Consider the following 25723-nt stretch of genomic DNA (forward strand, 5'->3'; position numbering starts at 1 on the left):
TGTCAGGATTGTTCTCGTGGACGCCGTGTTCTGGATCGTTCTAGGTGTGGTACTAGCGGTCGCCGAGATCTTCACGACGACGCTCTTCCTGATCATGTTCGGGGTCGGGGCGTTCGCCGCCGCCGGCGCCGCGGCGCTCGGTGCGCCGGTGGCGCTCCAGGTGGCGATCTTCGCGGTGGTGTCGGCGCTGTCGGTGGTGGTGGCCCGTCCGGTGGTCCGGCGGCACGCCCGGCCGGCACTGGAGACCGGGGAGCAGCCGTTCGGGGTCGAGGCGCTGGAAGGGGCCACCGCTGTGGTCCTGGAGGCGGTCGACGCCGAGCGGGGCATGGTCAAGATCGATGGTGAGCTGTGGACGGCCCGCTCGTACGACGCGACGCGCGCGTACGCCGAGGGTGAGCGGGTGCAGGTGATCAAGGTCCGGGGCGCTACTGCCCTGGTGTGGCAGGACGACATTTCCACCCCGGGCGAGCTGCCCGAAGCGAAAAGGTGAACGGTATGGAGTTTCTGGCGATCCTGATGATCGCGGTGGCGTTGATCGGCGTGGTGACGCTGTTCAAGGCGGTGCGGATCGTGCCGCAGCAGCGTCAGGACGTGGTGGAGCGGCTCGGTAAGTACAAGCGCACGCTGAACCCGGGCCTCAACCTGCTGGTGCCGTTCGTCGACGCGGTGCGCACCAAGGTCGACATGCGCGAGCAGGTGGTCAGCTTCCCGCCCCAGCCGGTGATCACCTCCGACAACCTGGTCGTCTCGATCGACACTGTCCTCTACTTCAAGGTGGTCGACTCGGTCCGCGCCACCTACGAGATCTCCAACTTCCTCCAGGCCATCGAGCAGCTCACGGTCACCACGCTGCGTAACGTGATCGGCTCGCTCGACCTGGAGCGCGCGCTGACCAGCCGCGAGGAGATCAACAGGCACCTGTCCGGCGTGCTGGACGAGACCACCGGTCGCTGGGGCATCAAGGTGACCCGGGTCGAGATCAAGGCGATCGAGCCGCCGCCGAGCATCCGCGACTCGATGGAGAAGCAGATGCGCGCCGAGCGGGACCGCCGTGCCGCGATCCTCAACGCCGAGGGCCACAAGCAGTCGCAGATCCTCACCGCCGAGGGTGAGAAGCAGGCCGCGGTGCTGCGCGCCGACGGTGACCGGCAGGCCCGGATCCTCCAGGCGGAGGGCCAGGCCAAGGCGATCCGTACCGTCTTCGACGCGATCCACACCGCCAACCCGAGCCAGAAGGTGCTGGCCTACCAATACCTCCAGGCGCTGCCGCAGATCGCCAACGGCACTGCAAACAAGGTCTGGATCGTCCCGACCGAGCTGACCAGGGCTCTGGAGGGCATGGGCGGCGCGCTGGGCGGGCTCGCGAACATGGTCGGCGACCAGCCGTCGCCGGAGGCCGCCAAGAGCGCCGGCGAGGTCGAGCGGGAGGCCGCCGAGGCCGCCCAGGCCGCGGCCATCGCGGCCCAGGAGATCCACGACGAGGTACGCGTGGCGGAGGCGCAGGCCACCGGCGGTAACACCCCGCAGGGCCTGCCCGCGCCGGAGCCGGTGTCGCCGGCCAGCCTGGTGAACGACCCGGCGGACCAGCGCGAGCGGGGCTGACCGGAAACCCGAGAATCCCTCATACGGCGCTCCGGCGGCTGCCACCATCGGTCTGAGGACTGGTGGTGGCAGGGCCGGAGCGCCGTCGCGCGTCCCGGGCCGCCCGTGGCGCGAACGAGGTGAGGCATGAAGGACCCGGCTAACCGGTTGTTCTCCCGTACCCCCGTCCCCGGCGCGCACGACCCCGCCGGACCGATCGGCTCCCGGCGTACCGGAGGGGGTTTCGGGGTCCTGCCGTTCGTCTCCGAGCCGGGCCCGGGGGCGCCGGCCACCGACGCGACCTGGGCCTGGTCGATCCGCCGGTTCGCCCGCGCGGCGGTCTGGCTGCTCCCGGCGTACGCGGTCCTCTACGGCCTGGTGGCGATGGCCAGCGACGGCGGCGTGGGCAACGACCCGTATCCGGCCGACGGCCGGCCGCTCTACCTGGTCGGCTGGGTCGCGGCGGTGTGGCTCGGGCTGCTCGCCCTGCTCGCGCTGACCGGCCTGCTCGCCGCCACCCGCTGCCGCCGCGTCGCACTGGCCGGGCTGCTCGCGAGCATCGGCGGGATGGTGCTGATGCTGCCGTTCGCCGGGCTGGCCGAGCAGACGCCGGTGTTCGGGGTGACCGCGCGCGGCATCGTGCTGTTCGGCGCCACCCTCTACAGCGCCGGCTGGTTCCTCACCGGCTGGTCGGTCGCCCGGTCCGGGATGTTCTCCTACGGCGACGGGACCATGCTGATGATCGCCGCCCCGCTGCTCGGCCTGGGCGGCGCGCTGATCGGCTCGCTCCAGACGTTCGGTGCGATCTTCGTGCTGGTCGCGGGCATCGGCATCGGCTACCGCAGTGGCCGGCTGGTGCCCGAGACCATCGCCCGGGACGCGGCCGCGGCGAGCGTCGCCGCCGCACCCGTGCCGCCCGCGTCACCGAAGGGCCCACTCGGTGCGGGGTGACCGGTTCTCCAGCTGAACGGTCGCCGTGAGGTAACTGACAGTTGCCTGGCGAGGTGGCCCGTAGGCGGCTTTAGTGGCAATCCTTGCGTCCATGCCGTCTCCCAGGTCGCCGCTGTCGCGGCTGTTCACCGTGCTGCTGGCCGGCCTGCTCGCCGGGCTTGTCCTCGCGGTCGCCGCGCTGCCCGGCGGCCTGCTCGGCGGGTTCGCCGCCCGGGCGGCGCTGGGCGCGTACGCGGACCTGCCGGACGCGCTGCGCACCCCGGTGCAGCCGCAGCGCTCCTACCTCTACGCCAACGACGGCACCACGCTGATCACCACGTTCTACGACGTGAACCGCACCGACGTGCCGCTGGCCGAGATCGCCCCGGTGATGCGGCAGGCGATCATCGCGGCCGAGGACCGGCGGTTCTACTCCCACGGCGGCGCGGACCCGCGCGGCATCGCCCGCGCGCTGGTGGCGAACGTCAGGGGCGGCGGCACCGAGCAGGGCGGCTCCACGCTCACCATGCAGTACGTCCGCAACGTGCTCAAGACCGACCCGAACCGCACCCCGGAGGAGCGGCAGGCCGCCACCGAGCAGACCGTCGGGCGCAAGCTCCAGGAGATCCGGTACGCGAACGCGCTGGAGCAGTCGCTGTCCAAGGACGAGATCCTCAACCGCTACCTCAACATCGCGTACTTCGGTTCCGGCGCGTACGGCGTCGCCGCCGCCAGCCAGCGCTACTTCGGCAAGGCCCCGGCCGACCTGACGCTGGGCGAGGCGGCGCTGCTCGCCGGCCTGGTGCAGTCGCCGGACGCGTACAGCCCGATCGACGGCGACAAGGACCAGGCGCTGGCCCGGCGCGGGTACGTGCTCGACGCGATGGCCGAGACCGGCGCGATCACGGCGCAGCAGGCCGCCGCGGCGAAGACCGAGGCGCTGACGCTGCGCCCGACCGCCCAGCCCAACGGCTGCACCGCCACCGCCCAGGGCCACGACGACTGGGGCTTCTTCTGCGACTACCTGCGCCGCTGGTGGCTCACCCAGCCGGCCTTCGGCAGCACCCCCGAGGAGCGGGAGCAGGCGCTGCGCCGGGGCGGCTACCGGGTCGTCACCACGCTCGACCCGGCGATCCAGCAGACCGCGCAGGAGCAGGCCACGAAGGTCTACGGGTACGGCAACAAGCGCGCGCTGCCGATCGCCGCGGTCGAGCCCGGCACCGGCCGGGTGCTCGCCATGGCGGTGAACCGGCACTACAGCCTCGACGCCAACCCGGACGGGCAGGCCAACCACCCGAACACGGTCAACCCGCTGATCTCCGGCGGCGCCAGCGTCGACGGCTACCAGGCCGGCTCGACGTTCAAGATGTTCACCATGCTGGCCGCGCTGGAGGCCGGCAAGCCGCTGTCCACCGGCTTCGACGCCCCGAGCCGGCTGCCCACCCGGTACGCCTCGGACGACGAGGGCAACTGCGACGGCACGTGGTGCCCGGCCAACGCCAACCCGCAGTGGATGGACGGCTACCGGATGATGTGGGACGGCTTCGGCCGTTCCGTCAACACGTACTTCGTCTGGCTCGCCGAGCAGGTCGGCGAGGACAAGGTGGTGGAGATGGCCCAGCGCCTCGGCATCACCTTCCGGGCCGACTCCGACGCCGCGTTCGCCCGCGACAACGCCGCGAACTGGGGTGCCTTCACCCTCGGCGTCGCCGCCACCACCCCGCTGGACCTGGCGAACGCGTACGCCACTGTGGCCGCCGAGGGCACGTACTGCACGCCGCTGCCGGTGGTCTCGGTGACCGCGCCCGACGGGGACGCCGTCGACGTGGCGCAGCCGTCCTGCAAGCGGGTGCTCGAACCGGACGTGGCCCGCGCCGCCACCGACGCGGCCCGCTGCCCGGTCGGCCAGCAGTCCTCGGTCGGGCAGTGCAACGGCGGCACCGCCACCGCCGTCGACCGGATCGTCGGCCGCCCGGTGGCCGGCAAGACCGGCAGCTCGGAGCGGAACGCCACGGAGACGTTCGTCGGCTACACCCCGCAGATCGCGGTGGCGGGCATCGCCGCCAACCCGGACGACGTCAACGACCTGGTCGGCTCCGCCGTGCAGGCGAAGGTGATCGACGCGGTGGCCCGGACCATCAGGACGGCGCTCACCGGCAAGCCGGTGGCCGGCTTCACCGCGCCGAGCCGCGCGCTGGTCGGCGACCCGCAGCGCCCGCAGCCGCCCCGGCGGACCGAGCCGGACAACCGCCGCGAGCAGCGCCAGGACAGCGAGCTGCCCGCCGACGTGCTGCGCTGGCTGCGCGGCCGCGGGTAAGGAAGGGCCCCTTCTTAACGCCTCCGGTAGAGGAAGGGCCCCTTCTTAACGCCGCGCCCCGCGTCCCGCGCCGCGCCCACGACGGCGCCCACTACCGCGTCGAGGGCGGCGGCCACCTCGTCCGGGGTGCCGTCGCCGTCGAGCGTGACGAACGAGCCGAACTCCGGCAACGCCCGGTAGGCGGCGTCCAGCGCGCGCAGGTGCGCCAGCTCCTCGGTGTCGATGCCGCGCGCTGCCACCCGCCGCTGGGCCACCGCCGGCGAGGTGGACAAGAAGCACACCACCGCCGGGCGGGGGAAGACCGCGTAGACCACGCGCACCACGCGCCGTCCCCGGTCGCCCCGGGCCGCCATGATCACGTCCTGGCACCAGGTCCACCGGTCCAGCACCGCCACCCGGCCGGTCAGGCGGGCCACCGCCACGGTGCGGGTCATCGCCACCGCGCGCACCGTCGCCTCCAGGACCGGATAGAGGGTACGGCCGAACAGCGCCACCCCGTCCGGCCGGCCGAGCGCCCGCGCCAGCCGGTTCCACAGCGGCCGCCCACCGGCGTTCTCGAAGTACCGCGCCCGGACACCCCGCTCGCCCAGCCGCGCCGCGAGCGCCCTGGCCTGGGTGGTCTTGCCGGAACCGTCGACGCCGATCAACGCGATCAGCAGAGGGCGGGCCACAGCCCCGGACGCTAACGCACCCGGGCAACGACGTGTCGGGTCCGGGCCGGCGGCTCCGACCCACCGGTGAGCGCGCCAGACCGGGACGCGCCGCGACGCGGAGGAACACATCATGGGCACTGTCATCTACGGGGTGCACACGTCGGTCGACGGCTTCATCGAGGGGCCGGACGGCGAGTTCGACTGGCCGCAGATGGGGGAGGAGCTGTCCGCGTACTCGATCGGGCTGGCCGCGCGGGCCGACGCCTTCGTCTACGGGCGGCGGGTGTGGGAGATGATGTCCTCCTACTGGCCGCAGGTCGAGTCGATCTCCGACCACCCGCACGACCTGGCGTTCGCGCCGGTCTGGCGGCGTACCCCGAAGGTCGTGGTCTCCCGCACGCTCGCCGAGGCTTCCCACGGCGCCGTGGTGGTCGGCGGCGGCGACCTGGCGAAGGAGTTCGCGCAGGTCCGCGAGCGGTTCCCCGGCGACCTGCTGGTCACCGGCGGCACCGGCGCGGCAACAGCGCTGGCCGCGCTGGGGCTCGTCGACACCTACGAGGTGATCGTGCACCCGGTGGTGCTCGGCGGCGGGCGGCAGGTGCTGCCCGGCCTGGCCCGGCAGCACCTGCGGCTGGTCGAGACGCGCGCCTTCGACGGACGGTCGGTGCTGCTGCGCTACGCGCGGGCCTGACGGCTCAGCGGCCCCGGCGGCGGGGCCGGTACGTGGCGAGCGCGGCCGGCACACCGCGCCGCACGATGCCGGCCCGGTCGCTGTCCCCGCGCAGCACCGCGGCGGCGGTCTTGCGGGCCTGCTCGGCGGTGAAGTGCGGCGGCAGCATCAGCTCGGCCGGGTCCACCACCGCGTTGACCACCACCGGACGGTCCGCGTCGAGCACCCGCTGCCACAGGCCGTCCACCCCGGCGGGGGAGTCGACCAGCTCACCGCCGAGACCCAGCACCTCGGCCCACCTGTGGTACGCCACGTCCGGCAGGTCCTGGCTGTCCGGGAACATCGGCGTGCCCTCGCCGGAGCGCTGCTCCCAGCTGACGAACGCCAGCTGGCGGTTGTTGAGCACGAGCACCACGAACCGGGGGTCCGGCCACTCCCGCCAGTACCTCGCCACCGTGATCAGCTCGTTGACGCCGTTCATCTGCATCGCCCCGTCGCCGAGCAGCGCGATCACCGGCCGGTCCGGGTGGGCGAACTTCGCCGCCAGCGCGTACGGCATCCCGCCGCCCATGGACAGCAGCGTGCCGGAGAGGCTGGCCAGCATGCCGGGGCGGACCCGTACGTGCCGGGCGTACCAGGCGGTGACGGTGCCGCAGTCCACCGCCAGCATGGCGTCGTCCGGCAGCGCGTCGTCGAGCGTGGTGAACAGCGACTGCGGGTTGACCGGGTCGGCCGGCTGGGCGGCGACCTCGCGTTGCGCGGCCCGCCACTTGCCGGTGGCGTCGGCGAGGGTGGCCCGCCAGGCGGTCGGGCCCGGCCCCGGGCCCAGCTCCTTGAGCAGCGCGCGCAGCGTCGGCGCGGCGTCGCCGGTCAGGTTCACCTCGGTCGGGTAGCGCAGCCCCATCCGGGTGCCGTCGATGTCGATCTGCACCGCCCGCGCCTGACCCTCCGGCGGGTAGAACTCCGAGTACGGCATCTGGCTGCCGACGATCAGCAGCCTGTCGCACTCGCGCATGAGCTGCCAGCTCGGGCGGGTGCCGAGCAGGCCGATCGCGCCGGTCACCCAGGGCTGCCGGTGGTCGACGGCGGTGAAGCCGAGCAGCGCTGTGGTGACGCCGGCGCCGAGCCGGTCGGCGATCCGGCGTACCTCGTCCTCGGCGCCGAGCGCGCCCTGCCCGACGAGCATCGCCACGCGCTCGCCGCCGCGCAGCACCTCGGCCGCGCGGCGCACGCCGGCCTCCGGCGGCACCGTCGGCTCGCTGCTCGGCACCACGCTGGTGTGGTAGTAGCCGTGCGCGTGCGGCGGGTCGGGCACCGCCGGCAGGTCCTGCACGTCGGAGGGGAGGACCAGGGCGGTCACGGTACGCCGGGCCAGTGCCGTGCGGCAGGCCCGGTCGACCAGGTGCCGGGCCTGGGACGGGTCGTCGAGCTGGGCCAGGAAGGCCGACGCCACGTCCTTGTAGAGCGCGAGCAGGTCCACCTCCTGGTAGTAGCCGCCGCCCTCGGCGGGCAGCGCGGTGTGCCCGAGCAGCGCCACCACCGGCTGGTGGTCGAGTTTCGCGTCGTAGAGGCCGTTGAGGGCGTGGATCGCGCCCGGGCCGCTGGTCACCACCACGCAGCCGAGCGGACCGCCGCCGTACTTGACGTGCGCGCCGGCCGCGAATCCGGCGGTCTCCTCGTGCCGTACCTGGATGAACCGGGCCCGTCCCTCGGCGCGTTGCAGCGCCGAGGTCATGCCGTTGATCCCGTCGCCCGGGTAGCCGTAGTAGCGGTGCACGCCCCACTGGGCGAGCCGGGCCACCAGGTAGTCGGCGACGGTGGCGTCGCGGGGGAGGTTGCCGTCGTGATCCGCGCCCATCGTGGTCCCCTCCGTCGCGTCGACCTCCCGGCTTGCTTCCCCGCCCGGGGCGGCGGAAACCCGGCCCGTGCCGGGGCGGCCGGGTGGGCCGGGCAGAATCGCCTGGTGCCCGTCCACGAGATCACCGACCCCGACGACGACCGGATCGCCGACTACCGCGCGCTCACCGACGTGGAGCTGCGTACCCGCTGGGAACCGCCGCACGGGCTGTTCATCGCCGAGGGGGAGCTGGTGCTGCGGCGGGCGCTGCGGGCCGGTTACCCGGCCCGGTCGTACCTGGTCGACGCCAAGCGGGTCGACCAGCTCGCCGACCTGGACACCGGCGACACGCCGGTGTACGCGGCCACGCCGGACGTGCTCCAGCGCGCCACCGGCTTCCACGTGCACCGGGGCGTGCTCGCGTCGTTCCACCGCAAGCCGCTGCGCCCGGCCGACGAGGTGCTGGCCGCCGCCCGGCGGGTGGTGGTCCTGGAGGACGTGAACAACCACACCAACCTGGGCGCGATCTTCCGGGGCGCCGCCGCGCTCGGCGTCGACGCGGTGCTGCTGTCGCCCACCTGCGCCGACCCGCTCTACCGGCGCAGCGTACGGGTCAGCATGGGCGAGGTGTTCGCGGTGCCGTACGCCAAGCTCGACAGCTGGCCCGAAGGGCTGGACCAGGTCCGGGCGGCCGGTTTCACGGTGCTCGCGATGACACCGGCGCCTGATGCCGTACCGATGCAGCGGCTGACCCCGGCGCAGCGGGAGCGGGCGGCGCTGCTGCTGGGCGCGGAGGGGCCCGGCCTGACCGCCGCGGCGCAGGCGGCCAGTGACGTGCGGGTGGTGATCCCGATGCGGCGCGGCGTGGACTCGCTGAACGTGGCCGCCGCGGCGGCGGTGGCGTTCTGGGAGCTGGGACGCGAGGACGCGCTCTGACCAACGGGCTTGCATGACCATGCGAGACCGTGCATAATCTTCCTTGTGTCCAAGGTTCTCACCTCCCTGCCCATCGGCGAACGTGTCGGCATCGCCTTCTCCGGCGGCCTCGACACCTCGGTAGCCGTCGCGTGGATGCGCGACAAGGGTGCCGTCCCCTGCGCCTACACCGCCGACATCGGCCAGTACGACGAGCCCGACATCGCCTCGGTGCCCGGCCGCGCGCTCAGCTACGGCGCCGAGGTCGCCCGCCTGGTCGACTGCCGCGCCGCCCTGGTCGAGGAAGGGCTGGCGGCGCTCACCTGCGGCGCCTTCCACATCCGCTCCGGCGGGCGGGCCTACTTCAACACCACGCCGCTGGGCCGCGCCGTCACCGGCACGCTGCTGGTGCGCGCGATGATCGCCGACGACGTGCAGATCTGGGGCGACGGCTCGACGTTCAAGGGCAACGACATCGAGCGGTTCTACCGGTACGGCCTGCTGGCCAACCCGCAGCTGCGGATCTACAAGCCGTGGCTGGACACCGACTTCGTCACCGAGCTGGGCGGGCGCACCGAGATGTCGGAGTGGCTGCTGGAGCGCGGCCTGCCCTACCGGGACAGCACCGAGAAGGCGTACTCCACCGACGCCAACATCTGGGGCGCCACGCACGAGGCCAAGACGCTCGAACACCTGGACACCGGCATCGAGACGGTCGAGCCGATCATGGGCGTCAAGTTCTGGGACCCGTCCGTGGAGATCCCTGCCGAGGACGTCACCATCGGCTTCGACCAGGGCCGCCCGGTGACGATCAACGGCAAGGAGTTCGGCAGCGCCGTCGACCTGGTGCTGGAGGCCAACGCCATCGGCGGCCGGCACGGCCTGGGCATGTCCGACCAGATCGAGAACCGGATCATCGAGGCCAAGAGCCGGGGCATCTACGAGGCGCCCGGCATGGCGCTGCTGCACGCCGCGTACGAGCGGCTCGTAAACGCCATCCACAACGAGGACACGCTGGCGAACTACCACAACGAGGGCCGGCGCCTCGGCCGCCTCATGTACGAGGGCCGCTGGCTGGACCCGCAGGCGCTGATGCTGCGCGAGTCGTTGCAGCGCTGGGTCGGCACGGCGGTCACCGGCGAGGTCACGCTGCGGCTGCGCCGGGGCGAGGACTACTCGATCCTGGACACCACCGGCCCGGCGTTCAGCTACCACCCGGACAAGCTGTCGATGGAGCGCACCCAGGACTCGGCGTTCGGCCCGGCCGACCGGATCGGCCAGCTCACCATGCGCAACCTCGACATCGCCGACTCGCGGGCCAAGCTGGAGCAGTACGCCTCCGTCGGCATGGTCGGCGGCGGCACCCCGCAGCGGGTCGTCGGCGCCGCCCAGGCGGCCTCGACCGGGCTGATCGGCGCCATGCCGCAGGGCGGCGCGGAGGCCATCGCGTCCCGGGGCGTGCCCACCGCCGAGGACGAGGCGCTCGACCGCGCCGCGATGGAGTTCGGCGTCGACTGACCGCCGCTTGTGTCTGACCGCCCGCCGGTCCCGCCTCTCCGGTGGGCCGGCGGGCGGTGTGGCTTTCGGCGACGGTGGTGACGCAGGGTAGCGTATCGCCCGTGTTCCCTACCGTGCGTGAGGTGCTGGACCTGGTGCCCGTGCGTCACGGCGCGCCCCGCCTGGTCGCCGGGAACGCCGGACTGGACCGGTCGGTGCGCTGGGTGCACATCGCCGAGGTGCCGGACATCGCCACCCTGCTCGGCGGCGGGGAACTCGTCCTGACCACCGGGATCGGGCTGCCGGCCGACGACGCCGGTCTCCGCGAGTTCATCGGCACCCTGGCCGACGTCGGGGCCTCCGGGCTGGTGGTCGAGCTGGGCCGCCGCTACCTCACCGGAGTGCCCCGGGTGATGGCCGCCGCCGCCGAACGCCGCGGCCTGCCCCTGATCGAGCTGCGCCGGGGCACCCCGTTCGTCCGGATCACCGAGGCGGTGCACGCGCTGATCGTGGACGCCCAGCTCACCGAGCTGCGCGCCACCGAGGAGATCCACCAGCGGTTCACCGAGCTGTCGGTGGAGGGTGCCGAGCCGGCCGAGGTGCTGCGGCAGGCCGCCGAGCTGGCCGGCTGCCCGATGGTGCTGGAGAACCTCTCCCGGCAGGTGCTCGCGTACGACCCGGCGGGGGAGAACGCCGAACTGCTGCTGGACGGCTGGGAGCGGCACTCGCGGCAGATCCGCCCGCCCGGGCGGACCGCGTACGACCCGGACAGTGGCTGGCTGGTCACCACCGTCGGCGCGCGGGGACAGGACTGGGGACGGCTGCTGCTGCGCTGGCCGGCGACCGAGTCGCCCCCGCCGACCCGGCTGACCATCCTGATCGAGCGGGCCGCCTCCACGCTGGCCCTGGGCCGGCTGATCCGGCGCGACGCCGAGGGCCTGGAACGACAGATCCACCGCACGCTGCTGACCGCCCTGATCGACCACACCCGCCCGGTGGACGAGGTGGCGCTGCGGGCCAAGGCGCTCGGCGTCGTTCTGGACCGACGGCACCTGGTCGGCGTCGTGGTCCGGCACCGCGCCGACGAACTCGCCGGTGATCCGGGCACCCCCGACGACGAGGCCACCCCCGCCCGGCGCGGCACGCGCCGCGACGCCGACGCCGAAGGTCCGCAGGCCGGCCCGGCCCGCCTGCGCGACCTCGCCGAGGCGGTCAGCCAGGCCGTCCGGGACGCCAAGCTCACCGCGCTGACCAGCCCGCTCGACGACCAGGCGGTCGGCGCGCTGCTGGCGCTGCCCGACCCGGCCGCCGAGGAGAAGGCCCTCGCCGCGTTCGCCACGGCGTTGCGCCGGGTACGCCTCGACGCCGTCCCCGCCGCCCGCTCGGCTCGACCGGCCGACGCTACCGACCGGCCCGGCGGTAGGGCTGTGGCGTCCGGGAACGGGCGGCCCGTCGACGCGCCGCCCCGGGCGGCGATCGTGGTGGCGGCCGGGTCCGGCGTGGGCAGCCTGCGCGAGGCACGCCGGTCGCTGATCGAGGCGCGGCAGGTCGCCGAGGCGGCCCGGCGGGATCCCCGGGATCTGCCCTGCTACCGGCTGCCGCACGTCGGGCTGGCCGGGCTGCTGCACCTGCTGCGTGACGAGCCCCGGTTGCAGACGTTCGTCGAGCGTGAACTCGGGCCACTGCTCGCCCACGACGCCCGGCATCCGCGGGAGCAGTTGCTCGGCACCCTGCGGGCGTACCTGGAGCAGGGGCGCAACAAGTCGGCCGCGGCGGCTGCCGCGCACCTGTCCCGGCCGGCGTTCTACGAGCGGCTGGCCCGCATCGGCCGCATCCTCGACGCCGACCTCGACTCGGTCGACAGGTGCCTGTCCCTGCACGTCGCCCTGCTGGCCCTGGACGCCGTCCGCACCCCCTGACCCCGCCCACCCTCCTCGCCCCGTCGGGCCTGCCCGCGTCGATCATGAAGTTGACGGTGCCGATCCCGGACAAACCGCCGGTCCAACCTCATGATCGACGCGGCTGGGTGGAGCGGGGTGGGGTGGGAGGGGGAGGGGTCAGGTCAGGACGGTGAGGGTTTTGGCGTACAGGGCGGGGACGTAGTTGTCGCCGCCGGGGGTGAACACGTCGGAGGTCGCGGCCGCCTGCCAGGCGGCGTCGGGCAGCGCCGCCACCAGGGCGCGTACCACCGGGGCGTCACGCCACTGGTCCTGCTGGGCGAGCAGGCTCAGCGCGACCACCGACTCCTCCACCTCGCCCACGCACTCGAACGGCTTGTGCCCGTCGATGCCGAGCAGCTCCCGGTAGCCGGGGACCTGGGACTCGTCGGCCAGCAGGTCGCCGCCGAAGATGCCGGTCAGCCGCTCGCGCGGCATGAACGGCGCCATGGCCAGGAACACGAACCGGCACTTCGGGCAGTCGCGGCACCAGCGCTCGGTCGCGTCGCGCAGCTTGAACGCGGCGTTGCAGCTCGTCACCACCGCGTCGTACCTGTCGATCTCGGCGAAGAGACGGGCGATGTGCAGCTCGGACAGGGAGCGCAGCAACGAGAAGTACGGCTCGGTGAGCCCGGCGTGCTCGGCCAGCGCGGCTCGCAGCAGCCCTTCCGCCTCGACGCCCTTCGACCACTGGTGGTTGATCTCGTGGCCGTTCCAGATCAGGTTCGGGTCGGAGGCGGAGCGCTCGTTCGACATCACCACCGGACCGAGCCCGTGCAGGACGGCGGTGGCCACCGCGATCAGCGAGTTGATCGCGGTGACCGGGATGTGCCCGTTGCGCGCGCCGGCCGCGTTCAGCTCGAACAGCACCGGGTCCAGCCGTCGCCGGGCGGCGAGCGGCACCAGGTCCGACGCCTCGTTCACCGACACGATCACGTGGTTCGGGTTGACCGAGAACGGCACCGGGTCGAGGCCGGCACGGCGCAGCGCCTCCAGCGTGACGATGGAGTCCTTGCCGCCGCCCACCGCGGACAGCGGGCGGCGGTCGGAGTTGTCCACCGGCACTGCCGGATCCACGGCGCCGGACGGCACCTCGGGACGCAGTTCCAGCACGTGCGGCAGCTCGTTGCGGTACGCGTACTCGGCGAGGCCCTTTGTGTAGACGGCGGTGACCAGCTCGACGGCGGCGGCGCCCAGCGGCGCCGGCAGCACCAGCCGGGGCGGCGCGGCGGCCTTGTAGTAGCTGACGCCGGCCACCACGTGCAGCAGCTCCAGCACCCGGGCCAGGGTGGCCGCCGTGGCGTCGGTGACCGGCTCGGCCGGCAGCGGAAGCGTGATCACCTCGGTGAATCGCTGCTCGCCGTCGGGACCGGTCAGGGCGTAGTCGAACAGGACCTCGCCGGTGGCGAAGTCGATCGAGTAGGACGGGAACGTGAAGGCGTCCATCCGCCGCAGCTGCTCGTTGGGCACACGCCATACTAGGCCCTGGTTCGTCCGGCCGTGTCCGGCTGGGCCGGACCCTGCCCGCCGTGCGTCGACCGAGTCCGAGGAGAGCCCGTGCGTCTGTCTGATCTGCGCGGACGTCATGTCGCCGTCTGGGGCGCCGGCCGCGAGGGCCGGGCCGCGGTGACCGCGATCGCCGCGCACGGGCCGGCCGGCCTGGTCGTCGTCGACGACAGCGCGAACTTCCTCACGCTGCCCTGGGACGGTCCGCTCGCCGCCGCGGCGCCGCTCGTCACCGGCGAGGAGGGCTTCGCGCGCCTGGCCGCCGCCGACGTGGTGGTCCGCTCGCCGGGTGTGCCGAACACCCACCCGTGGATGGTGGAGCTGCGCCGCCGGTCCGTGCTCGTCACGCAGGGCAGCGCGCTGTGGATGGCCGACCACGCGGACCGGACCGTGGGGGTGACCGGCAGCAAGGGCAAGAGCACCACGTCGAGCCTGATCAGTCACCTGCTCACCGCGATGGACCGGCCGAACGTGTTCGGCGGCAACATCGGGGTGCCGTTGCTGGACCTGCCCGAGGCGGAGCTGTACGTGCTGGAGCTGTCCAGCTACCAGTGCTCCGACCTGACCGACTCGCCGCGGGTGGCGGTGGTGACAGCGCTGTTCCCCGAGCACCTGGACGCGCACGGCGGCGAGCGGGAGTACTACCGGGACAAGCTGAACCTGATCGCGCACGGCCCGCACGCCGTGGTCGTCAACGGCGCCGACCCGCGCCTGACGGCGGAGCTGGGTGACCGGGCCGCGATCCGGGCCGGCGCGCCGGACACCACGCACGTCGCCACCGGGCCGGACGGCACGCGGTGGTTCCACCTGCGGGACACGCCGCTGTTCCCGCGCGCGGTGCTGCCGCTGGTCGGGCGGCACAACGAGGGCAACCTCTGCGTCGCGCTCGCCGTGCTGGAGGCGCTCGGCGTCGACGTGGTGGCGCGCAAGGACAGCCTCGCCGTGGCGGTGGCCGAGTTCCAGGGCCTGGCGCACCGGCTCACCGAGATCGCCGACCCGTCCGGGCTCACCTTCGTCGACGACACGCTCGCCACCAGCCCGTATGCGGCCATGCACGCGATCGACGCGTACGAGGGGCGGCCGTTGACCGTGATCGTCGGCGGCGCCGACCGGGGGCTGGACTACAGCCCGCTGCGTGCCCACCTGGCCGGCCGGGAGATCACCGTGATCGGCGTGCCGGACAGCGGCCCCCGCATCGTGGAGGCGCTGTCCGGCTTGCCGTCGGTGCGTACCGAGCTGGCCGACGACCTCGTCGCCGCCGTCGGGCTGTCCCGCGATCTCACCCCGGCCGGCGGGGTGGTGCTGCTGTCCCCGGCCGCGCCGAGCTACGGCCGGTTCCGCAACTTCGAGCACCGCTCCGAGGTGTTCGCACAGGCGGTCGCGGACACCGCCCGCTGAGTCAGCCGCGGTCGGCCCGGGCGTTCCCCGGCGGCCCCGGCTCGGCCGACAGGAGCGCGTCGAGCGACTCGGTGGGTGCCGCACTGTCCACCGGCTCGCGCGGCGCGGGCGCCGTCTCAATGGGCACCGTGTCAGTCGCGGCGGGCGCCGTCGCCGGGCCGGCGTGTGTCGCCCGTCGCTTGACCGGCGTCCAGGCGAACGCGAGCGCGCCGCCGACGAGCGCCAGCAGCATGCCGATCAGGAAGCCGCCCAGGTTCGAGGTGAGCCAGGAGACCAGCCCGAGCACGAGGGAGACCACCGCGTAGAAGACGCGTTGCTGCGGCGTGGTGATCAGCAGTACGCCGCAGATGACCAGGACGAGGGGGACCAGGTACGCGGCCAGCCCCTGCGGCCCGACGTGCAGCAGCACCCCGAGCGGCGCGCGCAGTGTCACGAGCATCTCCGCGCCGCCGAGCGCGATGAGCAGCCCGGCGGTGAACGGCCGGGCCTGGCGCCAGCGCCGCCAGCGTGTGCGTACGCCGGCGGCGGGCGCCGAGTGCTGTCCCGCGCTCACCTCAGCACCCTTCGGAGCTGAAGCCCATGCGCAGGTTGGGCAGGGTGAACACGGCGGCCGTGGTGGCGTAGTTGTTCTGCCGCAGGTTGGTGATGGTCACGCTGTCGGCCTGCTGGGCGAACACACCCGGGTTGCCCTTGACCCCGGGGACCTTGTCGACGGTGCTGGCGTCCTGGCCCACGTCGATGTTCTTGAAGGAGGCGTTACCGGCGACCTCGTCGCCGTCGACCACGAGCGTGCGGGCGGTCACCGGCTTTCCGGAATTGCCGGCGGTGATCCGCAGATTCGTCCCGCCCAGGTTGATGCTCTGGCAGAGATTCGTCAGTTCGGCCTTGTCGATGGCCGAGACGATCACAAGTACCTGCCCGCCGGTGTCGCCCTGGTTGGGGCTGTCCGGGATCATCTGGTCGAGCGTGGCGAACTGCTCGAAGCCGGTGCCCTCCAGCTTGTCGGCGGTGACCGTGAACGGCATGCCCGAGATGGCGAACTGCGCGCCGAGCACACCCTGCGCGGTCAGCACCACCATGCCGGCCGCGCCGGCCGCCACGGCGCCGAGCGTGACGGCGAACCGGCGCCAGCGCACGCCACTCCGCGGTTGATCGGTCTCGATCTGCTCGATCTGCTCCGACATGCCGGCCCCTTTCGAGATCAATTCATTCGCGACGATGCGAGTGGGATTCGCAAGATGTGCGCGCCGAGGGCGCAGGCCGAAGTTACCGCTGAGTAAAGATGCGGTCAACTGTCTGTAGCAGATGGTTGGGCGGCATTTGCCAAAAGCGGCCAAAGTGAAAAACCGCTGCGGTTTTCCACCGCTCAGGGCTGAACGCAGGGCGCGGTGGCGGCCGGGCCGTCGTCCGTCCGGGCCACCCGGGCGACGCGGCTCGCCTCTCCGGGGCCGAGGAACGGCGCGGTCGCCGCGTACGTGAGCGCCGGCAGCAGCAGCGGCAGCTCGTCGGCCCGCCCCTGCGCCACCCGCTCCCGGATGGTGGCGTGTATGCCGCCGACCACTGTGGACAGCAGTGCCTCCCGGTCCACCTCGGCGGGTGCCGGCCCGGCGTCGGCGAAGAACCGGCGGAAGCTGTGCAGCAGCGCGTCGCGCTCCCGGCGGGCGTCCGGGCCGGCCGCGTCCACCTCGACGAGCGCCATCCGGGCGAAGGCGGGCACGCTCGCCAGCACGTCGAGCAGCGTGCGCAGCGCTGCCCGGGCGGCCTGCGGCCAGTCCGGTCCCGCGTCGCGGTAGGCGTCCTCCATCAGGTGCGAGACCACAGCGATCCCGTGCCGGTACGCGGCCAGGAACGCGTCCTGCTTGCCGTTGAACAGCGCGTAGAAGGCGGGCCGGGTGACCCCGGCGGCGTGGCAGATGTCGCTGACCCGCGCGTTGTCGTACCCCCGGGTGGCGACCTCCCGGACCAGCCCGTCGAAGAGGCGGTCGCGCTGGGTCGCCGCCACCTCCTCGGCCGGCACGCGGCGCGGACCGCGCTTGATGGCGCGATCCGGGTCGCGGCCGTGGCGGGCGCCCGGCAGTGGCGCGGGCGCCGGCGGCGGCGGGCTCGGCACTGTCACTCATCGACCTTTCTTGATTCGTTGACTTTACGACCCTCCGAGGTTTATAACTTTCGACACGCTCAGTTTACGCCTCGTCACCGCTGGTGATCACTTCTCGTCGGTCACCCCGTACGCGTCGAAGGAGGGCCGGATGGCTGCCATTATCGCCGCGCGGACCCGTCCCCCCAAGGCCGGAGAGACCCAGGTGACGCGGCGACGCCGCACTGCGCCACGCCGCCCGGCCCGCTGAGGCCGCGACGGCGCACCACCACCATCGGCGGCCCGATCCCGGCCGCCGCATCCCACCGGCTCCGTCCAATCGGGACGCCGCCGGCACCTGTCCCACCGCCGGAAGGAACAACCATGCCCAGGTACGGACGCATCGGCGCGGGCCTCGCGGCCCTGACGCTGCTGACCGGTCTGGTCGGCGCCGCTCCCGCCACCGCCGCCCCCGCCACCTCGCTCGCCAGTGCCGTGCTGACCTACCCGACCGTCGGCGGCACCGCCGTGTCGGTGGGCGACGTCATCCAGGCCAGCCTGCGCAGCGGTACGAACGCCACGTTCTACTCCTCGACCAGCGGCACCACCGGCATCAAGTGCGCCGCGTCCACCTTCAGCGCCAAGGTGCTGACCAACCCGACCGCACCCGGCACCGCGACCGAGAGCCTCACCGCACAGTCGTTCACCAGCTGCACGACAAACGTCATCGGCACCACCGGCGTAAAGAGCGTGACCGTCAACAACCTGCCGTACACCACCTCGGTGACCAGCGCCGGCGTGGTCAAGATCTCCGGGACGGCGGCGGCGCCGATCCAGAGCACCGTCGTGCTCAACTCGCTGCTCGGCGCGATCACCTGCGTCTACCGCACCAGCACGAACTCGCTCACCGGCACGGCGTCGAACGCCACCAACTCGATCAGCTTCACCAACCAGCCCCTGACCAAGTTCTCCGGCCCGTCGCTGTGCTTCGGCACCGCGTACTTCACCGCGTCGTACTCGCCGGTGAAGGACACCAGCAAGACCGGCAGCCCGGCGGTCTACGTCAACTGACACCCGGCTCCCGGGCCGGTGCGCGGCGGATTCGCCGGGCACCGGCCCATGAGCCGGTCAGCCGGTGGCCAGCGTCGCGTGCAGCGCTCGCATCGACCGCAGCGCCGACCGGATCTCCTGGAGGTAGCGGCCCGGCGTCAGGGCCGGCTCCGGCAGGTCGACGACGGCGCGTGCGGCCGGATCCACCCCGACGGTCTCGACGCCGCAGCCGTACGGCACGGCGAGCGTCCGCAGCGCGTCGCAGTGCTGGAACGGCACGTAGATCGGGGCGGTCACCATCAGCACCGGGTCGTCCGCGCGCAGCCGCACGTGCTCGGCCCAGAACCGTTGCGTGTCGGCGGTGTGCGCGCGACGGCGGTCCGGCTCGCTGGACGGCGCGGCGAGCACCCGTACCGGGGGCGACCCGGCCGGCCGGTAGGTGCGCGAGGACCAGGCCCGGTGCGGATGACCGCCCGGCTCGCCACGCTCGTCGTCCGGCCCGGTCACGCCGAACGCCAGCCGCACACCGGCGTCGAGGACGTCCACCTCGGTGGCACAGCCGGACAGCCCGGCGGCGTCCAGCGTGTGGGACTCGGCCGCCGACAGCGGCCGGAAACTGCCCAGCACCGCCACCTCGCCGGACACCTCGGCCACCGTCCGGGCCAGCACCGCCGCGTACGCGGTGCGCCGCAGGCAGGCGTGCGCCAGCCCGCCGAGCACCAACAGGTGCGCGTACCCGGATCGGGCCGGCGCGACCGAGCGGACCAGGCCCAGCGATTCGGCGGCGCTCAGCACCAGTGCGGCGGTGGCCGGATCGAACGCCGGCTCCCGGGCGTCCGGGCGTTCCCGGCCCTGGCGGAAGTCCCAGCGGCGGGCGGAGAACGCGTCCAACCCGGCCAGCACCGCCGCCAGATCACCGCCGGGCCAGTCGCCGCCGAAGTGCGACACCAGACGCCGCACCGGCGCCGACTCCACCCAGGACCGGACCTCGGCCAGCAGATGCGCGCGCGTCGCGCCGCCCGGCAGTGTCACCTGATCCGTACGCACCCGGCGGATGCTACCGCCGGACCGCTCCCGCACCGGCCGGGACGCGGATCGGACGGGCCTCCCGTCCGTCGCCTGTTGTCCCGGCCCCGGTGGTGGTGGGAACGTGCGGGGATCCACCTCCGCTGAAGGGTGCGCCGATGACCTCCGACGACCTGCTGGCCCGGCACCGCGCCGTGCTCCCGTCCTGGATGCCGCTCTACTACGCCGAACCGCTGGAACTGGTGGCCGGTTCCGGCCGCCGGGTCACCGACGCGGCCGGCCGGACCTATCTGGACTTCTTCGGCGGGGTGCTGACCACCATGGTCGGTCACGACATCCCGGAGATCCGGGAGGCGGTCGAACGGCAGCTGCGGACCGGGCTCGTGCACACCTCCACGCTCTACCTGATCCGGCAGCAGGTCGAGCTGGCCGAGAAGATCGCCCGGCTCTCCGGCATCCCGGACGCCCGCGTCTTCTTCACCAACTCGGGCACCGAGGCGAACGAGGCGGCGCTGCTCGTGGCCACGAACCACCGGCGCTCGCACCAGATCCTCGCGGTGCGCAACAGCTACCACGGCCGGACGTACGCGACAATGGGCGTCACCGGCAACCGCGGCTGGTCGGCCAGCGCCCTGAACCCGTTGCAGGTGGCCTGGCTGCACTCCGGTGAACGGCTGCGCGGGCTGCTGGCCCGGCTCGACGCCGCCGACCGGGTCGACGCGGCGGTCGAGGACCTGCGCGAGGTGCTCGCCACCCAGACCACTGGCGACGTGGCCTGCCTGATCGCCGAGCCGGTCCAGGGCGTGGGCGGCTTCGTGCACGGCCCGGACGGGCTGTTCGCCGCCTGGAAGAAGGTGCTCGACGAGCACGGCATCCTGCTGATCAGCGACGAGGTGCAGACCGGGTGGGGCCGTACCGGCGAGCACTTCTGGGGCTACCAGGCACACGGCGTGACGCCGGACCTGCTCACCTTCGCCAAGGGCGTCGGCAACGGCTTCGCGCTGGCCGGTGTGGTCGGTCGCGCCGAGGTGCTGGAGTCGGTGCCGGCGATCAGCTTCTCCACCTTCGGCGGCAACCCCGTCTCCACCGCCGCCGGCAACGCGGTGCTCGACTACCTGCTCGACCACGATCTCCAAGGCAACGCCGCCCGCGTCGGCGCGATCCTCGGCGACGGCCTGCGCGCGGCCACCGCCGGACTGGCCCAGGTCGCCGAGGTACGCGGCAAGGGGCTGATGCTCGCCGTCGAGTTCGTCCACCCGGGCACCGTCGAGCCGGACCCGGCGCTGACCACAAGCGTCTTCGAGGCGTGCCGCGCGGGCGGCCTGCTGGTGGGCAAGGGCGGCCTCTACGGCAACGTGATCCGGATGGGCCCGCCGCTGACGCTCACCGAGGACGAGGCCCGGGAGGGCCTGGCGATCCTGGTCGACGCGATCAGCGCCGCGATCGGGGCGTGAGCGTCAACCCGGCCGGCGCCGACCCGCCCGCCCCGACCTGAGCAGCCGCAGCAGACCCGCCCCGGCCAGGTACGCCACGAGCGCCGGGGCGGGCAGGCCCAGCGGCTCCTGGGCGGCCTTGGGCACGAGGCTGTTCAGCAGCAGACCGGCCAGCACGCCCGCGTACCCGGCCACGGCCAGGGTGGCCCGCAGCCGCCGGCCATTCGCCCCGGCCGGCCCGGTCGGGGCCGGGCGGCGGGTGCGGGCCTCGACCGGCCCGAAGACGGCGACCAGCACGGCCAGCACCGCGGTGAGCGCGAGCAGCCACGGCACGCGCCACGCCCACCAGGCCGCCGAGCCGACCGGGGGAGTGGGCAGCACGCCGAGCGCGTCCAGCAGGCCGACGAGGAGCACCGCGGCGGTCAGGTGCCAGAGGAAGAGGGTGAGCACCACGGCGTTCACCGCGAGTACCGCCTGCCACGGGCCGGACCGGCGCAGCCAGCGCCCGGCCGGGCCGCGCAGCAGCAGGATCAGGCCGAGCTGTGCGGCGGCGGTGGCCATCAGCGCCAGGCTCGGCGGCGCCGCGTTGTCCAGCCGCTCGCCCGGCACGTGCAGCATCGCCACCGGGTACGGCCCGAGCACCGTGAGCAGCAGCAGCGCGACAAGACCGCCGCCGAGCAGGACCGCGCCCGAGCGGCGGGACAGCGGCAGCCGGCGGCGGAACAGGCCCCGGGTTCCGCCGCCGGTCCGGCGGGTGTCCGCCCGGGCGGCGTCGTACCAGGCGAAACCGAGCTGGTGGACGACCAGCCAGCCGAACAGGTAGTTGCCGTCGGCGAGCGCGGCCGGGCCGAGGAGCCGGCCGAGGTCGCCGAGCGCGACGAGGACCACGAGCGCCACCGGCACGGCGAGCCCGAACCGGCGGTGCAGCGCGTACATCGGCGGGGTCAGCGCCACCACCGCGACGTAGGCGACCAGGAACCACAGCGGGATGGTGGCGAACCAGACCACCGCGCGCACCTGCGCCGGGTCGGCGCCGCGCAGCGTGGCGACTCCCGCCCCGGCGGCCAGGACGAGCAGCAACACGGTGGTCGGCCGGACCAGCCGGGCGCTGCGGTCCACCAGCCACCCGGCCGCCGACCCGCCCCGGCGCCGGCGCGCGGCCAGCGAGGCGGCATTGGCGTAGCCGCCGACCAGGAAGAACACCGGCATCACCTGGGCCACCCAGGTCAGCGGCCAGGCCCAGCGCAGGTCGCCCAGCGCGGAGTGGCCGGCGGGGCGGCCGTGGTCGTACCCGATTACTGTCACGCCCCAGTGGCCGAGCACGACCATGGTGATGGCGAGCGCCCGGAGCAGGTCGATGTAGCGCTCCCGCCCCGGCGGCGTGCGTTGCGCGAGCTGCCGCAGGCGGCGCATGGGCTCAGGTTAGGCCAGCCGGCCCGGACCGGTACGGATAACGGATCGGTCGAGAGGGCTTGTGGTCCCCGCCGCACTGTCGTAGAAATTCTTCATTGCAAATGCGTCTTGTGAAGACAAGCGACAGGGTGCTCACCGCGCGTACCCGGACCGAGGAGATGCGATGAACAGGCGTGAGATCCTACGGCGCAGCGCCGCCGCCGGTCTGCTGGCCACCCCCGCCGCCGGCCTGCTCGCCGGCTGCGCCACCTCCGGTGGCGACGACGCGGGCGACAAGGACGCGTACAAGGGCACCAAGAGCGAGCAGAACCCGCTCGGCGTCGCCGAGGACGCCCCGCTGGAGGTGGTGATCTTCAACGGTGGCTTCGGCGAGGACTACGCCAAGGCACACGAGGCCATGTACAAGGAGCGGTACCCGAAGGCGCAGATCAAGCACTCGGCCACCGCGGAGATCAGCAAGACCCTCCAGCCCCGCTTCGTCGACGGCAGCCCGCCCGACGTGGTGAACAACTCCGGCGCCGGCCAGATCGACTTCAACGGCCTGGTCTCCCAGAACGCGCTCGCCGACCTGGGCGAGCTGCTCGCCGCGCCGAGCCTCGACACGCCCGGCAAGACGGTCAAGGACACGCTGCTGCCCGGCACCGTCGAGGTCGGCTCCTACGACGGCCGGTTCCTGGTGCTGAACTACACCTACACGGTGTACGGCATCTGGCACTCCACCAAGCTGTTCGCCGACCGCGGCTGGGAGGACGCCAAGACCTGGGACGACCACATCGCGCTCTGCCGCCGGATCAAGGCCGCGGGCATCGCCCCCTGGACGTACGCCGGAGTGCACCCCCGCTACATGAGCTGGCCGCTGATCTCCACCGCGATCAAGCTCGGCGGGCCGTCTGTGGCGCTGGCCATCGACAACCTGGAGCCGAACGCCTGGAAGTCGGACGCCATGAAGACCGCCGCCGACGCCTGGCACCAGATCGTCAAGGACAAGTTCATCCTCGACGGCTCCCCGGGCCTGGACCACAAGCAGTCGCAGACCGCCTGGTGCCAGGGCAAGGCCGCGTTCATCTCCTGCGGCTCCTGGCTGGAGAGCGAGCAGAAGGACGTCACGCCGCCCGGCTTCAACATGACAGTCGCGCCGACGCCGAGCCTGGGCAGCGGCGACAAGCTGCCGTACGAGGCGATCCGGGGCACCGCGGGCGAGCCGTTCATGGTGCCGGCGAAGGCGCGCAACGTCGCCGGTGGCCTGGAGTACTTCCGGACCATGCTCTCCCGCAAGGGCGCACAGGACTTCACCAGGAAGGTCGCCAGCCTGCCGGTGGTCGCCGGCGCCACCGAGGGCATCGACCTGCCGTACGGGCTCAGCACCGTGGTCAAGGCGCTCGACGCGTCCGGGTCCAACGGCTTCAACTGGGTCTACAACAACTACTACCGGAAGCTGGAGCGCAACCTGGTCGACGCGGCCTGTGGCGAGTTCTTCAGCGGCCGGATCTCCCCGGCCGAGTTCCTCGACCAGTGCCAGAAAAGCGCCGACTCGATCGCGCAGGACAGCTCGGTCAAGAAGTACAAGCGGTCGGCGTGATGCGACAGGGCCGCTACCCCCTGATCCTCACGTTCCTGCTGCCCCCGCTGGCGTTGTACGGCATCTTCGTGCTCTCGCCGTACCTCCAGGCGTTTCAGATCTCCACCACCGACTGGATGGGCTACTCCGCGCAGGCCGACCCGGTCGGCCTGGCGAACTTCCGCACGCTGCTGAACGACGGGTACGTGTGGAACGCGTTGAAGAACAACGCGATCCTGCTCGCCGTGGTGCCGGTGGTGACCATCGCGCTGGGCCTGTTCTTCGCCAGCATGCTCACCATGGGCGGACGCAAGGGCCGGGCCGGGGTGACCGGGGTGCGGGGCACCTCGGTCTACCGGCTCGTCTACTTCTTCCCGCAGGTGCTCTCGGTGGTGATCATCGCGCTGCTCTGGAAGGAGATCTACAGCCCGACCAGTGGCCTGCTCAACGGCGCCCTGCGCGCCGTCGGGCTGGCCACGCCGGCCTGGCTCGGCGACCCGCGTTTCGCGTTCTGGTGCGTGCTGGCCGTGATGGTGTGGAGCAACGTCGGCTTCTACGTGGTGCTCTTCGGCGCCGCCATGCAGGCGATCCCGCGCGACATCTACGAGGCGGTGCTGCTCGACGGCGCGTCCCGCACCACGATGCTGCGGAAGATCACCATTCCGCTGCTCTGGGACACCATCCAGGTCGCCTGGATCTACCTGGCCATCGCGGCGCTGGACGGTTTCATCCTGGTCCAGCTCATGACGAACGGCGGGCCGAACTTCTCCTCCGACGTGATCGGGCTGCGGATGTACGACACGTCGTTCGGCAGCGAGAACAAGTTCGGGTACGCCTCGGCGATCGGCGTGGCGATGTTCTTCCTGACCCTCTCGGTGGCGGTGCTGGCGCTGCGCACCGCCCGGCGTGATCGGATCGAGTACTCGTGACCACAGTGGATCCCGGTACGACGACCGCCGGTGCTCCCGTCCCGGCCGGCGCCGCACGACCGGGCGACCGGCCGCCGCGCCGCGAGCTGGGCGTGGCGAACGTCTTCTCGCACGGCTTCCTGCTGCTCTGGGCGGCGATGACGGTCCTGCCGCTGGCCTGGATGGTGCTCAGCTCGCTCAAGACCAACGGCGAGATCGTCGCCGAGCCGTGGGGCCTGCCGGAGGCGCTGCGGTTCGACAACTGGACGCGTGCCTGGACCACCGCCCACATCGGCCGGTTCTTCTTCAACAGCCTGGTGGTGGTGGCCGGCTCGCTGAGCCTGACCATGCTGCTCGGCGCCACCGCCGCGTACGTCTTCGCGCGCTACGAGTTCCGCGGCCGGCAGGTGGTCTACTACCTGTTCGTCGGCGGCATGATGTTCCCGGTCTTCCTGGCCCTGGTCCCGCTGTTCTTCGTGGTCCGCAGCGTCGGCATGCTCGGCACCTGGCCCGGCCTGATCCTGGTCTACACCGCGTACTCGCTGCCGTTCACCGTGTTCTTCCTGACCGCGTTCTTCCGGACGCTGCCGACGTCGGTGGCGGAGGCCGCGCTGATCGACGGGTGCGGGCACTTCCGGCTCTTCTTCCGGGTGATGCTGCCGATGGCGCGACCGGGATTGATCAGTGTGGGGATCTTCAACTTCCTCAGCCACTGGAACCAGTTCCTGCTGCCCCAGGTGCTGCTGCCCGGCGACGGGCAGGACCGGATGCTCGCCCAGGGGCTGAGTTCGCTCGCGGTCAGCCAGGGCTACGCCGGTGACTACGCCCAGTTGTTCGCCGGCCTGACCATCGCGGTGCTGCCGGTGCTCGTGGTGTACGTGGCGTTCCAGCGTCAGGTCCAGTCCGGACTGACCGCCGGGCAGCTCAAGTGAGGTGGTTGCCACAGGCAACGGGGCAGTGGGAGAGATCGAGCTGACCTAGGGTGAGCCGGCACGCTCGTCTATCGACAGGAATATC

The 25723-nt window shown here is 72.7% G+C and carries 22 protein-coding genes; 14 read left to right on the forward strand and 8 right to left on the reverse strand.

What is annotated here, in order from left to right; translation table 11 throughout:
- The first annotated feature begins 16 nt into the window (after nucleotides 1–16).
- The 4 genes from AB0D28_RS20825 (at nucleotide 17) to AB0D28_RS20840 (ending at nucleotide 4828) form a co-directional block, all read left to right on the forward strand.
- Nucleotides 17–490: an NfeD family protein gene (locus AB0D28_RS20825; RefSeq protein WP_357388026.1), complete on the forward strand. Its 474-nt coding sequence runs from the start codon at nucleotides 17–19 to the stop codon at nucleotides 488–490.
- Between the two features lie 5 nt (nucleotides 491–495).
- Complete coding sequence (locus AB0D28_RS20830) at nucleotides 496–1602, forward strand: SPFH domain-containing protein (protein ID WP_357388028.1); 1107 nt, start codon at nucleotides 496–498, stop codon at nucleotides 1600–1602.
- A 126-nt stretch (nucleotides 1603–1728) separates the two neighbouring features.
- On the forward strand, nucleotides 1729–2532 hold the full coding sequence (locus AB0D28_RS20835; RefSeq protein ID WP_357388030.1) for a hypothetical protein: 804 nt from the start codon (nucleotides 1729–1731) through the stop codon (nucleotides 2530–2532).
- Between the two features lie 91 nt (nucleotides 2533–2623).
- The gene (locus tag AB0D28_RS20840) at nucleotides 2624–4828 is read left to right on the forward strand and encodes a transglycosylase domain-containing protein (RefSeq protein WP_357388032.1); all 2205 of its coding nucleotides are present in this window, start codon (nucleotides 2624–2626) and stop codon (nucleotides 4826–4828) included.
- Nucleotides 4829–4842: 14 nt separating this feature from the next.
- On the opposite strand, the gene AB0D28_RS20845 is transcribed toward AB0D28_RS20840, so the two are convergent.
- The gene (locus AB0D28_RS20845; protein ID WP_357388034.1) at nucleotides 4843–5499 is read right to left on the reverse strand and encodes a thymidylate kinase; all 657 of its coding nucleotides are present in this window, start codon (nucleotides 5497–5499) and stop codon (nucleotides 4843–4845) included.
- Nucleotides 5500–5611: 112 nt separating this feature from the next.
- On the opposite strand from AB0D28_RS20845, the gene AB0D28_RS20850 reads away from it, so the two are divergent.
- Nucleotides 5612–6172 carry a dihydrofolate reductase family protein gene (locus tag AB0D28_RS20850; RefSeq protein ID WP_357388036.1) on the forward strand — a complete coding sequence of 187 codons (561 nt, stop codon included), beginning with the start codon at nucleotides 5612–5614 and terminating at the stop codon, nucleotides 6170–6172.
- Nucleotides 6173–6176: 4 nt separating this feature from the next.
- On the opposite strand, the gene AB0D28_RS20855 is transcribed toward AB0D28_RS20850, so the two are convergent.
- Nucleotides 6177–8009 (reverse strand): thiamine pyrophosphate-requiring protein, encoded by a 1833-nt coding sequence (locus tag AB0D28_RS20855; RefSeq protein ID WP_357388038.1) that lies wholly within the window; start codon nucleotides 8007–8009, stop codon nucleotides 6177–6179.
- 102 nt (nucleotides 8010–8111) lie between these two features.
- Between AB0D28_RS20855 and AB0D28_RS20860 the strand changes: the two genes are divergently transcribed.
- The 3 genes from AB0D28_RS20860 to AB0D28_RS20870 all read left to right on the forward strand — a co-directional run bounded on the left by AB0D28_RS20860 (nucleotide 8112) and on the right by AB0D28_RS20870 (nucleotide 12319).
- A complete protein-coding gene (locus tag AB0D28_RS20860) occupies nucleotides 8112–8924 on the forward strand; it encodes an RNA methyltransferase (protein ID WP_357388133.1) in 813 nt (270 codons plus the stop codon).
- A gap of 45 nt (nucleotides 8925–8969) precedes the next feature.
- Complete coding sequence (gene argG / locus AB0D28_RS20865; RefSeq protein WP_349876091.1) at nucleotides 8970–10421, forward strand: argininosuccinate synthase; 1452 nt, start codon at nucleotides 8970–8972, stop codon at nucleotides 10419–10421.
- A 101-nt stretch (nucleotides 10422–10522) separates the two neighbouring features.
- A complete protein-coding gene (locus AB0D28_RS20870; protein WP_357388040.1) occupies nucleotides 10523–12319 on the forward strand; it encodes a PucR family transcriptional regulator ligand-binding domain-containing protein in 1797 nt (598 codons plus the stop codon).
- Between the two features lie 138 nt (nucleotides 12320–12457).
- On the opposite strand, the gene AB0D28_RS20875 is transcribed toward AB0D28_RS20870, so the two are convergent.
- Nucleotides 12458–13807, reverse strand: a complete 1350-nt coding sequence (locus AB0D28_RS20875) for a hypothetical protein (RefSeq protein ID WP_357388042.1) — start codon at nucleotides 13805–13807, stop codon at nucleotides 12458–12460.
- A gap of 87 nt (nucleotides 13808–13894) precedes the next feature.
- On the opposite strand from AB0D28_RS20875, the gene murD reads away from it, so the two are divergent.
- The gene (gene murD / locus AB0D28_RS20880; RefSeq protein WP_357388044.1) at nucleotides 13895–15241 is read left to right on the forward strand and encodes a UDP-N-acetylmuramoyl-L-alanine--D-glutamate ligase; all 1347 of its coding nucleotides are present in this window, start codon (nucleotides 13895–13897) and stop codon (nucleotides 15239–15241) included.
- Between the two features lies 1 nt (nucleotide 15242).
- Here murD and AB0D28_RS20885 read toward each other — a convergent pair whose 3' ends face one another.
- The 3 genes from AB0D28_RS20885 to AB0D28_RS20895 all read right to left on the reverse strand — a co-directional run bounded on the left by AB0D28_RS20885 (nucleotide 15243) and on the right by AB0D28_RS20895 (nucleotide 17357).
- On the reverse strand, nucleotides 15243–15794 hold the full coding sequence (locus AB0D28_RS20885) for a DUF6114 domain-containing protein (protein ID WP_357388046.1): 552 nt from the start codon (nucleotides 15792–15794) through the stop codon (nucleotides 15243–15245).
- A 1-nt stretch (nucleotide 15795) separates the two neighbouring features.
- Nucleotides 15796–16425, reverse strand: a complete 630-nt coding sequence (locus AB0D28_RS20890; protein WP_357388048.1) for a DUF6230 family protein — start codon at nucleotides 16423–16425, stop codon at nucleotides 15796–15798.
- 182 nt (nucleotides 16426–16607) lie between these two features.
- The gene (locus AB0D28_RS20895; protein ID WP_357388050.1) at nucleotides 16608–17357 is read right to left on the reverse strand and encodes a TetR/AcrR family transcriptional regulator; all 750 of its coding nucleotides are present in this window, start codon (nucleotides 17355–17357) and stop codon (nucleotides 16608–16610) included.
- A gap of 345 nt (nucleotides 17358–17702) precedes the next feature.
- Here AB0D28_RS20895 and AB0D28_RS20900 point away from each other — a divergent pair, with 345 nt between their 5' ends.
- Nucleotides 17703–18389 (forward strand): Tat pathway signal sequence domain protein, encoded by a 687-nt coding sequence (locus AB0D28_RS20900; RefSeq protein ID WP_357388052.1) that lies wholly within the window; start codon nucleotides 17703–17705, stop codon nucleotides 18387–18389.
- Nucleotides 18390–18446: 57 nt separating this feature from the next.
- Here the strand turns inward: AB0D28_RS20900 and AB0D28_RS20905 are convergent, their stop codons facing one another.
- Nucleotides 18447–19400, reverse strand: coding sequence for a hypothetical protein (locus AB0D28_RS20905; RefSeq protein WP_357388135.1), 954 nt, complete (start codon nucleotides 19398–19400; stop codon nucleotides 18447–18449).
- A 152-nt stretch (nucleotides 19401–19552) separates the two neighbouring features.
- On the opposite strand from AB0D28_RS20905, the gene AB0D28_RS20910 reads away from it, so the two are divergent.
- Nucleotides 19553–20848 carry an aspartate aminotransferase family protein gene (locus AB0D28_RS20910; protein ID WP_357388054.1) on the forward strand — a complete coding sequence of 432 codons (1296 nt, stop codon included), beginning with the start codon at nucleotides 19553–19555 and terminating at the stop codon, nucleotides 20846–20848.
- A gap of 3 nt (nucleotides 20849–20851) precedes the next feature.
- On the opposite strand, the gene AB0D28_RS20915 is transcribed toward AB0D28_RS20910, so the two are convergent.
- Nucleotides 20852–22240: an acyltransferase gene (locus AB0D28_RS20915; RefSeq protein ID WP_357388056.1), complete on the reverse strand. Its 1389-nt coding sequence runs from the start codon at nucleotides 22238–22240 to the stop codon at nucleotides 20852–20854.
- A gap of 163 nt (nucleotides 22241–22403) precedes the next feature.
- Between AB0D28_RS20915 and ngcE the strand changes: the two genes are divergently transcribed.
- The 3 genes from ngcE to AB0D28_RS20930 are packed head-to-tail and all read left to right on the forward strand — an operon-like array spanning nucleotide 22404 to nucleotide 25638.
- Entirely contained in the window at nucleotides 22404–23819 is a 1416-nt protein-coding gene (ngcE, locus tag AB0D28_RS20920) for an N-acetylglucosamine/diacetylchitobiose ABC transporter substrate-binding protein (protein WP_357388058.1), read from the forward strand.
- Entirely contained in the window at nucleotides 23819–24727 is a 909-nt protein-coding gene (locus AB0D28_RS20925; RefSeq protein WP_357388137.1) for a sugar ABC transporter permease, read from the forward strand. Before ngcE ends, AB0D28_RS20925 begins: the two co-directional genes overlap by 1 nt.
- Nucleotides 24724–25638 carry a carbohydrate ABC transporter permease gene (locus AB0D28_RS20930; protein ID WP_357388060.1) on the forward strand — a complete coding sequence of 305 codons (915 nt, stop codon included), beginning with the start codon at nucleotides 24724–24726 and terminating at the stop codon, nucleotides 25636–25638. The genes AB0D28_RS20925 and AB0D28_RS20930 overlap by 4 nt, the downstream gene beginning before the upstream one ends.
- Nucleotides 25639–25723 lie beyond the last annotated feature (85 nt).

The sequence above is a fragment of the Micromonospora sp. NPDC048169 genome (assembly GCF_040652815.1).
Taxonomy (GTDB): domain Bacteria; phylum Actinomycetota; class Actinomycetes; order Mycobacteriales; family Micromonosporaceae; genus Micromonospora.

Excerpts from the sequence above, each read along its gene's own strand:
- AB0D28_RS20830 (WP_357388028.1), top strand. The coding sequence starts at position 496 with ATGGAGTTTCTGGCGATCCTGATGATCGCGGTGGCGTTGATCGGCGTG.
- AB0D28_RS20835 (WP_357388030.1), top strand. The coding sequence starts at position 1,729 with ATGAAGGACCCGGCTAACCGGTTGTTCTCCCGTACCCCCGTCCCCGGC.
- AB0D28_RS20840 (WP_357388032.1), top strand. The coding sequence starts at position 2,624 with ATGCCGTCTCCCAGGTCGCCGCTGTCGCGGCTGTTCACCGTGCTGCTG.
- AB0D28_RS20850 (WP_357388036.1), top strand. The coding sequence starts at position 5,612 with ATGGGCACTGTCATCTACGGGGTGCACACGTCGGTCGACGGCTTCATC.
- AB0D28_RS20855 (WP_357388038.1), bottom strand. The coding sequence starts at position 8,009 with ATGGGCGCGGATCACGACGGCAACCTCCCCCGCGACGCCACCGTCGCC.
- AB0D28_RS20890 (WP_357388048.1), bottom strand. The coding sequence starts at position 16,425 with ATGTCGGAGCAGATCGAGCAGATCGAGACCGATCAACCGCGGAGTGGC.
- AB0D28_RS20900 (WP_357388052.1), top strand. The coding sequence starts at position 17,703 with ATGCCCAGGTACGGACGCATCGGCGCGGGCCTCGCGGCCCTGACGCTG.
- AB0D28_RS20910 (WP_357388054.1), top strand. The coding sequence starts at position 19,553 with ATGACCTCCGACGACCTGCTGGCCCGGCACCGCGCCGTGCTCCCGTCC.
- AB0D28_RS20915 (WP_357388056.1), bottom strand. The coding sequence starts at position 22,240 with ATGCGCCGCCTGCGGCAGCTCGCGCAACGCACGCCGCCGGGGCGGGAG.
- ngcE (WP_357388058.1), top strand. The coding sequence starts at position 22,404 with ATGAACAGGCGTGAGATCCTACGGCGCAGCGCCGCCGCCGGTCTGCTG.
- AB0D28_RS20925 (WP_357388137.1), top strand. The coding sequence starts at position 23,819 with ATGCGACAGGGCCGCTACCCCCTGATCCTCACGTTCCTGCTGCCCCCG.